Genomic DNA, 9,683 nt, shown 5'->3' on the forward strand with positions numbered 1-9,683 from the left:
CGTTCAGACAGCTTCCTTGAATTGCTCCTCCTCGGTGGAGCCGCTCAGAGCCGACAGGGAAGACTTTCCGCCGCCGATGACCTGGGTCAGCGAGTCGAAGTAACCCGTGCCTACTTCGCGTTGATGCTTGGTGGCGGTGTAACCGTGCTGCTCGGCCGCGAATTCGGCTTCCTGCAATTCCACGTAAGCGGCCATCTGGCGATCCCGATAGCCGCGGGCCAGGGTGTGCATGCTGTAGTTGAGCGCATGGAAACCGGCCAGGGTAATGAACTGGAACTTGTAGCCCATCGCGCCCAGCTCGCGTTGGAACTTCGCAATGGTCTCGTCGTCGAGTTTGGCCTTCCAGTTGAAGGACGGCGAGCAGTTGTAAGCCAGCAGCTTGCCGGGGAATTCCTTGTGAATCGTTTCGGCGAACTGCCTGGCCTGGTCGAGATCAGGGGTGCTGGTTTCGCACCACAGGAGGTCCGCCCAGGGCGCGTAGGCCAGGCCGCGTGCGATGGCCTGCTCGATGCCGGGCCTGACTTCGAAGAAGCCCTCCACGGTACGCTCGCCGGTCACGAAGGCACGGTCGCGCTCGTCGATGTCCGACGTCAGCAGGCCGGCACCCATGGCGTCGGTGCGGGCCACCAGAATCGTCGGCACGTTCATGATGTCGGCGGCCAGTCGTGCGGAAACGAGCTTCTGCACCGCTTCCTGGGTCGGCACCAGTACTTTGCCGCCCATGTGGCCGCACTTCTTGGCCGAGGCGAGCTGATCCTCGAAATGCACGCCGGCAGCGCCCGCCTCGATCATGGCCTTCATCAGTTCGTGGGCATTGAGCACGCCGCCGAAGCCGGCCTCGGCGTCGGCCACGATGGGCTGCATCCAGTCCACCGTATCATCACCCTCGGCGTGGTGAAGCTGGTCCGCGCGCAACAGCGCATTGTTGATCTTGCGCACCACTTCGGGAACCGAGTCGGCCGGGTAGAGCGACTGGTCCGGGTACATGGCGCCGGCCTTGTTGGCGTCGGCAGCCACCTGCCAGCCGGAAAGATAAATGGCTTTCAACCCGGCTTTCACCTGCTGCATCGCCTGATTACCGGTCAATGCGCCCAGGGCGTTCACAAATGGCTCGGTCGCCATGTGACGCCACAGTTTTTCGGCACCCTGACGGGCGAGGCTGTGTTCGATTTTCACCGTGCCCCGCAAGCGCAGGACGTCGGCGGCCTCGTAGCCGCGCTGCACACCCTGCCAACGAGGGTTGGTGGACCAGTCAGCTTGCATGCAGTTGATTTCGTGTTCCATATTCATCGGGCAATTCCTCTGTCGGTTGCCGGGTCAATAGCGATGGGCCTGTGCCGTGGTGTCTTCACCGCCACTTTCACCTTATCCATCGAGCGCAATCTTTGACAAGGCAAATATTTCAATATTTAATATAAGATTCGTTAAATATCCAAGTGACTGAAATTGAACGATAAAGAAAAAACCAAGTCGCCACGCTTCTATTACAAGGGCAATCAGCTCAAACAGCTACGGGCATTTTGCGCCGTCGCCAAGAGCGGCAAGATGACCGACGCGGCCGAGCAGCTGTTCCTCAGTCAGCCGGCCATCAGCCTGCAGATACGGGCCCTGGAGCGGGAGCTGGACACGGTGCTGTTCGAACGCCACGGCCCGCGTATCAACATGACCCGCGAAGGCCAGGAGCTTTACGAGATGGCGCGTCCGCTGGTCGAAGGACTGGATACGCTGAACGGGCGCTTCAACCGCCAGATCCGGGGCGACCTCGACAGCGGCGAAGTCGTCATCGCCGCGGGGGAGTCCACCATCATCTATCTGCTGCCGCCCCTGGTCGCGCAGTTTCGCGAAAGCTTTCCCAACATTCACGTGCAACTGCGCAACGTGACCGGACGGGACGGACTGGCCATGATTCGCGACGACGAGGTCGACTTTGCGATCGGCTCCATGCTCGATGTTCCGTCCGACATCAGTTACCAGCCGGTGTATTCCTTCGAACCGGCCCTGATCATGGCCGAGGGCCATGATCTGGCCGACCGCAATTCCATCCGCATCGAGGATATTGCACCGTACGGTCTCATTCTCCCGCCGCGCCGCCTGACCACCTGGCGCATGGTCGACCGGGTCTTCCAGCAACACCAGGTGCCTTTCAAGGTCACGCTCGAAGTCGGGGGCTGGGAAGTGATCAAGCGGTACGTGGAACTGGATTTCGGAGTTTCCATCGTTACTGGAATCTGCCTGCGCGACGACGACAAACTGGTGGCGAAAAACATGAGCGCCTATTTTCCGAAACGCAGTTACGGCGTGGTCATGCGTCGGGGCAAATACCTGTCACCGCAGGCACGGGCTTTCCTGGATGTGTCCGAAGAAGCCAACATGCCCGACTCACCCTGGCGCATCGGTCACTCGGACCGATAAAAAAAAGCCCGGGGGCTGCCCGGGCAAAGAGGCACAGAACTGGTGTTGCAGGTCAGGATCTGACCGATGTGAACTCGGGATAGGCCTCGAGACCGCATTCGCCGATATCGAGCCCGTAGTATTCCTCGTCTTCGCTGACGCGAATGCCAAACGCCATTTTTAGCGCGAACCACACGACCAGGCTGGCCGCGAATACCCAGACGAAGATCGTGGCTGCGCCGGCAAGCTGCCCGCCGAACGTGGTATCGCCGTTCGACAACGGGACCAGCATCAGGCCGAGGAGCCCCACCACTCCGTGAACCGAGATGGCGCCTACCGGATCGTCGATACGCAATTTATCCAGGCCGACGATACTGAAGACGACCACGACGCCGGCCACCAGGCCAAACACCGATGCCTGCAGCGGGGTGGGGGTCGAAGGTTCTGCGGTGATCGCGACGAGACCGGCCAGTGCGCCGTTGAGCGCCATGGTCAGGTCCGCCTTGCCGAACAAGAGGCGGGCGGTGGCGATGGCGGCGATCAAACCGGTGGCGGCCGCGGCATTGGTGTTCAGAAACACCAGGGCCACGCTGTGCGCGTTGGCCGCATCACCGAGTTTGAGCACCGACCCACCATTGAACCCGAACCAACCCATCCAGAGAATGAATGTGCCTAGCGTCGCCAGAGGAAGATTGGCACCGGGCAGCGCATTGGCGCGACCGTCAGGGGTGTATTTACCCGCCCGGGGGCCCAGCAGCAGAACGCCCGCCAGAGCCGCCGCCGCGCCCGCCATGTGTACGATGCCGGAGCCGGCAAAGTCACTGAACCCCAGGTCGTCGCCCAGGTTGTACAGCCCGAACACCGCCTGGCCGCCCCAGGTCCACGCGCCTTCGAGCGGATAGATCAAACCCGTCATGACCACCGCGAATACCATGAAAGCCCACAGCTTCATGCGTTCGGCGACCGCGCCGGAAACGATGGACATGGCCGTGGCCACGAAGACCACCTGGAAGAAAAAGTCCGAGGCGGGCGAATAAACCGAATCGCCATCGAAGCCGTTTTCCGCCGAAGCTCCCAGCACCTCGTCGAGGCTGAAGGCTTCAATGCCCTGCAGAAAAAACCCGCCGTCGTACATCACCGCGTAGCCACAGGCCAGGTACATGAAGCAGGCGATGGCATACAAAGCAATGTTCTTGGTAAGAATTTCGGTGGTGTTCTTGGCGCGAACCAGACCCGCCTCGAGCATGGAGAATCCGGCGGCCATCCACATGACGAGCGCGCCACAGACCAGGAAATAGAAGGTGTCGATTGCGTACTGGAGTTCAAAAATCTGGGATTCCATGGATCAGCTCCGGTTTCTCAGCGCGGGATTGAAATGCTTGTCGGAAGAGTCATCGAAAACACCGGCACTCAAATGGCCTGCGCCCCGGTCTCGCCGGTGCGGATGCGGATCACTTCCTCCAGCGAACTGACGAAGATCTTGCCGTCGCCGATTTTTCCGGTGGAAGCGCTGGACGTGATCGCTTCGACGACGGCATCCACCCGATCGTCCGTGACCGCGGTCTCCACCTTGAGCTTGGGCAGGAAGTCGACGTTGTACTCCGCTCCCCGGTAGAGCTCGGTGTGGCCCTTCTGCCGGCCAAAGCCGCGCACTTCGGTGACGGTGATCCCGGCGACGCCGGCCTCACCGAGAGCTTGGCGCACGTCATCGAGCTTGAATGGTTTGATGATGGCCGAGACCAGCTTCATGTCAGTTCCTCCGCACGGGGCAATCGGGTTTACGGCGAACCTGGATGCACATTTCATGCCAGGGCCCGAAACCTCGCAGTCACGGCTCTTTCAGCAGGTGATGCCATTCTGAAATTACGTACGAATGCCCACGGAAAGTGCGTGTCTTTGGCGGCCATGCACCATAACGGTGCATTTTTGCAACGTGCTCATGGCAGGTGCGACCCATTGGTGATATAATTAACGGATTGAGCACACCTCATACCGGCCAGGGATGCATGAACGCCGGTTACTGAAGCGCAAGCATCAGTCGCAGAGCACCAGAAACGCCGCCCATGAGGCGGCGTTTTTTATGGTCGGCCCTAATTCACGCGCCTATCCGGCGAACGCACGACGTATCGCAAGGCCTCTGGCGGCGTGCTCCAACCCCTCCTGAGCGGCGCAGCACCCCCTGTTCCTGTCGCGCCGGGCACTTGCGCTCACGAACCGCTTTGCCAAGAGCGCGAATATTGACACGCTAGAAGAAACTAATGGTAGTATTATTTAACTTTTTCTGTACTTATCGTATCCCATGCCCGATCGACTCGTCTGGCTGTTACGACACTTCAATCTGCGCGCCCGTGTTTTCCAGGCCGGAGTTCTCAACTGCAATGCTTCGTTCGAGGCGCAATCAGGTCTCGGCTACCTGCATGTGCTGAAGTCGGGCAAGGTGGAAATCACACCCCAGGGGCATGATCCGATACTTGTCGACGACCCCTCGGTGTTGTTCTTCATGAACCCCACCCAACACCGGGTCCAGCCCGCGGCCACGGGCTGCTCCATGGTTTGTGCGACCTTCGAGTTCGGCCTGGACGAAGGAAACCCGCTACTCGAGGCGCTGCCTGAACTGACCCTGGTTCGCCTGGGCGACGCACCGATACTGGGACTGACCCTGCGGCAATTGTTCACCGAGTCGGAAGAGGATCACTGCGGCAAGCAGGCCGTGCTCGACCGCTTGTGCGAGGTCGCCCTGGTGCTGGTACTCAGGGATCTGATGGACCAGCACCGGCTGGACGTGGGTCTGCTGGCCGGACTCGCCGACACCCGCCTGGCACGGGCCATCAATGCCATGCACGCCGAACCGAACCGCAACTGGACGCTGGAGGCCCTGGCAGGCGAGGCTGGAATGTCGCGCGCCCGGTTTGCCGTGCATTTTCGCGACACCGTCGGCATGACACCCGGCGACTACCTGGGCGAATGGCGGGTGGGCCTGGCGCAATCGATGATGCTCAAGGGCATGCCGCTCAAGAGCGTTGCGGGCGAGGTGGGCTACGGATCGGCCAGTGCCTTGTCGCGGGCTTTTCTGGCCCGGCGCGGCAAGACCCCGACCACCTGGTTGCGGGAGCATGGCACCAAGTGCTCGCCATAAATCGGAAACCCGGATCGCGGACACAAAAAAAGCGGGCGTCAAACGCCCGCTTTTCGCGATACCGCAGTGGTTACAGTGAAGCGGCAGTTTTCGACCGGATCTTTTTCCAGTTTTTTTCCGCCTTGGCGATGGTGCCGGCACGGTCCTTGTGAAATTCCTTCAGGACCGCCTCGTTCAGGAACACGTAGAGCTTGCCGTCTTCCACGGCCGCGTAGCGCGGATCGCCGTCGAACTTCTTGGCCACCGAGACGCCGAAAGCGCAGAAGCCGCCAAACTGCGGCGCATACCTGCCCGGTGACTTCTCGAAGGTCTTTTTGTTCTCCGCGCTGGCGAAGTAATACGCCACGCCCTCATGGACCGCGGAATGGGTGGCGAATCCTTCGATGCGATTGCCGATGTCCACGAAGGCCACCGGATCGAAGCCGTGCAGTGCCAGCGGCTTGCCCGTGTAAGTCAGGCCTGCGGACACATTGTGCTCGTCGGCGGCGAATGCCGCTTGCTGAAAAACTGCGCTGAACAATACCAGCGCGGTCGCGATGAAATGATGTTTCATTGATCTATCCTCTATTGGTTGGTTTCACGCCTGGGTTTCGACCGGCCCGCCTGTGGCGGCACCGGCTGTCGTTGGCTCGACAGGGCGTGATGTTCCGGCGGCCCCGGGCTTCGAACAAGCCGAATGGCCGGATTCGAGACGCCGGGTAGAGGACTTGAGACTAGGGGTGAAACGGGGCGACTGGCCGGGTACGGGCGGGCCATCGCCCACCCGGAAATCCAGCACGGACCGCCCGGCTACTCCATAGTGCCGGCGCGACCCTCGATTTCGACGACCACCTTGCCAATGGCCTGGCCGCTGGTGAGACGGTCGTAGGCCTGCCCGACTTCGGAGAGCGCAAAGCACTGCTCGTCCAGCAACGGCTTCAGCGCGCCCGCATCCACGATATCGGCCAGCTGCGTGAGAATCGCTCCGTGCCGCTCCCGGCCTTGATCATGCAACATGGGTATCAGCATGAAGACAACGTGCAGCGACAGTCCCTTGAAGTGAGCCGGCGACAGGTCGATTTCCAGCAGGGATACGGTAGTGGCGACGCGTCCGTTCAATGCCGCAGCCTCGAAGGAATTCGTCAGGTTGGCGCCTCCGACCGAGTCGAACACCACGTCGAAACCCGCCCCACCGGTATGATCGGAGACATACTGCGCGACCGTTTCGTCCCGATAATCAATAGGCGTGGCCCCGTACTGTTCAATAATGCCCAATGCCTCGCCGCCGGTGGCCGTGGAGCAGACCCTGGCACCGAGGTGCCGGGCCAATTGCACGGCGACATGCCCGACGCCGCCGGCACCACCATGAACCAGCACGTTCTGGCCAGCGCTAACATCCGCTCGTTGCAGGCCTTCGAAAGCGGTGATGCCAACCAGCGGCAACGCCGCGGCCTCGCGCATCGAAAGGGTCCGCGGTTTGTGGGCGATCAACCGGGCATCGGCCAGCATGTATTCCGCCAGTGCGCCCGGCAGATCACCAAGCCCACCGGCGCAGCCGTAGACTTCGTCGCCCGGTGCGAAAGTGGAGACGCCCTCGCCGACGGCCTCGATGGTACCGGCGAAATCCATGCCGAGCACCGCCGGCAGGTCCGGCGCGAATGGCAACTCGCCCTGGCCCATCTGGCGAATCATGGTATCGACGGTGTTGACACTGGTCGCGGCCACCCGTACGAGAACGTGCCCGGCCCGCACATGCGGTCGGGACTGATCGGTGAGCTGGAATTCGGCGTGGTCGCCGTATTCGCTGAGAATCATGGCTTTCATCGGGCTTCTCCAGACGCAATTCGAGTCAGCCCTCAAGATAGACCTGGCTCAATGCATATAAAACGGGCATCAGTACGAATCAGTTTTCGGATATTCAATATAATTGGTGTTGCACCGGCCCCCGCCTGCGGCACACGCACCCGAGGCGATCAGCGCTCCCAGATGGGTGGATCCCCGATTTTCTCCAGCAGAAAGTCGATGAACACACGCACCTTCGCCGTCAGCACGTTCGATTTCGGATAGACCAGCCAGATCGCGGACCGGTCCTCGATTTCGTAATCGGGCAGGACCCGGACCAACGAGCCTTCGCGCAACTCGCGGTTGACACTCCACACGGAGTTCATCGAAATTCCGACACCGGCCCGGCTCGCGATCCTGGTGCTGGCACCGTCGTCGCAGATCACCCGACTCTCGGCGCCCGGGGGCGGAAAGGTACCGGCAGGCCCGCCGCCGGCCGATATCAACCTTCTCGGCACGCCGCCGGCAAAGACCAGGAGTTGATGGTCGGCCAGATCGGCCGGCACCCGCGGCGTTCCATGACGGGCCAGATACTCCGGAGACGCGCACAGAATGCGTTTATCGTCAGCCAGCTTTCTGGCCCTGAGGCTGCTGTCTTCGATCGCATAGTTGCGAAGCGCCAGGTCGAACCCGCCTTCGATCAGGTTCATCGGCGTGTCGGACAGTTTCAGATCGAGTTTCACGCCGGGAAAGCGATCCAGAAACTCGGGCAACAGGGGGGCGACATAGCGTTGCGCGAACGTGCTGGATGATGCAAACCTCAGGGTTCCTGTGATTTCCGGACGCCCATGCCCCAGAGCCGCCCGTGCCGCATCTTCCTGCGCCAGGATTTCCCGGGCGAAAGGCAGGAATTCAGCACCCTCCAGAGACAGTGCAACCTTTCGGGTCGAACGATGCAGCAGGTCGGCGCCGACCTGCTTTTCGAGTTTGGCCAGCCGCGCACTCGCAACCGCTGGAGCCAGGCCGAGCTGACGCCCCGCGGCACTGATGTTGAGCATCTCGGCGGCCATCACGAAGAGCCGCACGCATTCTGTATCCATGAAGATTATATCCGTAACGCGAAAGCCGAGCTCAGTATCACCTCCATATTTCGGATTGTGCAAACTAGACACATCGCAAGACGCAACGGGACCAGGATGGTTTTCGTTGAACGACCGGCACGGATTCACGCATTGGCAAGAACGGCCGCTACGTGCCGCCTGACTATATTCGAATTCCGAATTCTCCAGTTCCTGATTGCCCGTTTAACGAGTCGCTCAAATGCCATATCGTCAAGGCTGCAACCCAGGCCCCGAATCTTCTCAGAGGACTTTATCCGTGACCAAGACAGTTCTTATTACCGGCTCCACCGACGGCATTGGCCTGGAAACCGCAAAAATGCTGGCGGGCTCGGGGCATACGCTATTGGTGCACGGGCGCAGCGCAGCGAAGCTGGAACAGACGGAAAAGACCCTGACCGCGATTCACGGCGCCGCGCTCATCGAGACCTATCGGGCCGACCTGTCGCGGATTTCCAATGTGGAGGCGCTGGCCACCGCAGTGGCGAAACGCCATTCGAAACTCGATGTACTCATCAACAACGCGGGGGTATACAAGACTCCGAATCCACGCACGCCGGAGGGCTACGATCTTCGCTTCATCGTCAACACGGTCGCGCCGTTCGTGCTGACGAAGCGACTCCTTCCGTTGCTGCCACGGGAGGGCCGGGTGATCAATCTGTCTTCGGCGGCCCAGCAACCGGTGGATCTCGATGCGCTCGCTGGCCGGACCGCTTTGGATGACAGCCAGGCCTACGCTCAGAGCAAGCTGGCACTGACCATGTGGACCTTCCACCTGGCCCGAACCCTGGCCGATACCGGGCCGGCGGCCATTGCCGTCAATCCGGCTTCCCTGCTGGCCACCAAGATGGTCAAGGACGCCTTCGGTACCGAAGGCAATGATCTGCGGGTGGGTGCCGACATCCTCGTGCGCGCCGCAACGAGCGATGAATTCGCGGACGCGTCGGGCCGCTACTTCGACAACGATCAGCGGCGCTTCGCACTCCCCCATCCCGATGCGCTGGATGCCGGCAAGAATCAGCGACTGGTCCAGGCCATCGAGGCCATGCTGGCCGAAATCGACGTTTGATTGTCAGATCGGACGAGCGCTCTCGCTGCGCGAGCCCGGTCAAATTCGCTCCCGGCGAATTTGTCGAACCTTTCTCATCCTGTCGGGCGGACTGTCGGACAACAAAAAGCCACCCGGAGGTGGCTTTTCTGTGAGCTTATCGACAGATAGCTGACAGAATATTCCGAGCACATGGTTTACACATGACTGCATTTGGGGAGAACCCAAA

General features: G+C 61.0%; 9 protein-coding genes. 3 read left to right on the forward strand and 6 right to left on the reverse strand.

What is annotated here, in order from left to right:
* Nucleotides 1-3: 3 nt before the first annotated feature.
* On the reverse strand, nucleotides 4-1,290 hold the full coding sequence (gene aceA, locus V3330_RS18330; protein ID WP_354696904.1) for an isocitrate lyase: 1,287 nt from the start codon (nucleotides 1,288-1,290) through the stop codon (nucleotides 4-6).
* 156 nt (nucleotides 1,291-1,446) lie between these two features.
* Between aceA and V3330_RS18335 the strand changes: the two genes are divergently transcribed.
* Complete coding sequence (locus V3330_RS18335) at nucleotides 1,447-2,412, forward strand: LysR family transcriptional regulator (RefSeq protein ID WP_354696905.1); 966 nt, start codon at nucleotides 1,447-1,449, stop codon at nucleotides 2,410-2,412.
* A 52-nt stretch (nucleotides 2,413-2,464) separates the two neighbouring features.
* Here V3330_RS18335 and V3330_RS18340 read toward each other — a convergent pair whose 3' ends face one another.
* Entirely contained in the window at nucleotides 2,465-3,733 is a 1,269-nt protein-coding gene (locus V3330_RS18340; protein ID WP_354696906.1) for an ammonium transporter, read from the reverse strand.
* Between the two features lie 68 nt (nucleotides 3,734-3,801).
* Complete coding sequence (locus tag V3330_RS18345; RefSeq protein ID WP_354696907.1) at nucleotides 3,802-4,140, reverse strand: P-II family nitrogen regulator; 339 nt, start codon at nucleotides 4,138-4,140, stop codon at nucleotides 3,802-3,804.
* Between the two features lie 550 nt (nucleotides 4,141-4,690).
* On the opposite strand from V3330_RS18345, the gene V3330_RS18350 reads away from it, so the two are divergent.
* Complete coding sequence (locus V3330_RS18350) at nucleotides 4,691-5,527, forward strand: AraC family transcriptional regulator (protein ID WP_354696908.1); 837 nt, start codon at nucleotides 4,691-4,693, stop codon at nucleotides 5,525-5,527.
* Nucleotides 5,528-5,597: 70 nt separating this feature from the next.
* Here V3330_RS18350 and V3330_RS18355 read toward each other — a convergent pair whose 3' ends face one another.
* The 3 genes from V3330_RS18355 to V3330_RS18365 form a co-directional block, all read right to left on the reverse strand.
* Entirely contained in the window at nucleotides 5,598-6,080 is a 483-nt protein-coding gene (locus V3330_RS18355) for a YHS domain-containing (seleno)protein (protein WP_354696909.1), read from the reverse strand.
* Nucleotides 6,081-6,316: 236 nt separating this feature from the next.
* A complete protein-coding gene (locus tag V3330_RS18360) occupies nucleotides 6,317-7,330 on the reverse strand; it encodes a zinc-dependent alcohol dehydrogenase family protein (protein WP_354696910.1) in 1,014 nt (337 codons plus the stop codon).
* A gap of 149 nt (nucleotides 7,331-7,479) precedes the next feature.
* A complete protein-coding gene (locus V3330_RS18365; protein ID WP_354696911.1) occupies nucleotides 7,480-8,388 on the reverse strand; it encodes a LysR family transcriptional regulator in 909 nt (302 codons plus the stop codon).
* Nucleotides 8,389-8,665: 277 nt separating this feature from the next.
* Between V3330_RS18365 and V3330_RS18370 the strand changes: the two genes are divergently transcribed.
* The gene (locus V3330_RS18370) at nucleotides 8,666-9,475 is read left to right on the forward strand and encodes an SDR family NAD(P)-dependent oxidoreductase (RefSeq protein WP_354696912.1); all 810 of its coding nucleotides are present in this window, start codon (nucleotides 8,666-8,668) and stop codon (nucleotides 9,473-9,475) included.
* The last annotated feature ends 208 nt before the right edge of the window (nucleotides 9,476-9,683 follow it).

The sequence above is a fragment of the Elongatibacter sediminis genome (genome assembly GCF_037892215.1).
In the GTDB taxonomy this organism is placed as follows: domain Bacteria; phylum Pseudomonadota; class Gammaproteobacteria; order Xanthomonadales; family SZUA-36; genus Elongatibacter; species Elongatibacter sediminis.